General features: G+C 60.7%; 1 protein-coding gene. It reads right to left on the bottom strand.

Annotation, left to right across the window (positions count from 1 at the left end; translation table 11 throughout):
• On the bottom strand, positions 1–920 hold a 920-nt coding region (locus tag EN750_RS36525; RefSeq protein ID WP_127399431.1), incomplete at both ends, for an aldehyde dehydrogenase family protein.

Below are 920 nucleotides of genomic sequence, written 5' to 3'. Positions count from 1 at the left end.
GCCGAAGATCTCCTCTTGCGCAATGCGCATCTTGTTGCTGACATTGTCGAAGACGGTCGGCTCGATGTAATAGCCGCCGGTCTCGCTGAGCACACGCTTGCCGCCGGACTTGAGCTCGGCCCCTTCCTTGGAGCCGATATCGATGTAGTCGAGCACACGATCCATTTGAGCCTGGCTGACCATGGCGCCTAGCTTCGTGGCTGCATCGAGGGGATCGCCAACCGTAAGCGTTTTTCCGACCGCGATCACCTTCTCAAGAAACACGTCCTTGATCTTGGCGTCGACGAGAAGACGCGAGCCGGCGTTGCAGACCTCACCCTGGTTGAAGAAGATGCCGTAGGCCGCCGCTGTCGCGGCTTCGTCGAGGTTGCCACAATCGGCCATGACGATATGTGGGGTCTTGCCACCGCATTCGAGTGCGACGCGTTTCATGTTCGACTGGGCGGAATAGCTCATGAAGAGCTTGCCGACTTCAGTTGAACCCGTGAACGTCACAGCGTCGACATCCATGTGCAGGCCAAGCGCCTTGCCCGCGGTCTCGCCAAGGCCGGTGACCACGTTGAACACGCCATCGGGAATACCGGCCTCCGCCGCGAGTTCGGCAAGCCTGATCGCGGAAAGCGGTGACTGCTCGGCAGGCTTGAGAATGACCGAGTTGCCTGCTGCCAGCGCTGGCCCGAGTTTCCAGCATGCCATCAGCAAAGGAAAGTTCCATGGAACGACCGCCGCCACGACGCCGACAGGCTCACGCGTAATCATACCCAGTGCACCGCTGCCGGTCGGAGCAATCTCGTCGTAGATCTTGTCGATCGCCTCGGCGTACCAGGCGATCGTATTGGCCGATGCCGGGACGTCGATTGAGCGCGCGTCGGAGATCGGCTTGCCCATGCTCAAGGTCTCGAGCAGGGCGAGCTCATCAC

Origin of the sequence: Mesorhizobium sp. M7A.F.Ca.ET.027.03.2.1, assembly GCF_003999175.1 — a bacterium.
In the GTDB taxonomy this organism is placed as follows: Bacteria; Pseudomonadota; Alphaproteobacteria; order Rhizobiales; family Rhizobiaceae; genus Mesorhizobium.
The sequence above is the reverse complement of the archived record's forward strand: the minus strand, read 5'-3'. Positions and strand labels throughout refer to the sequence as shown.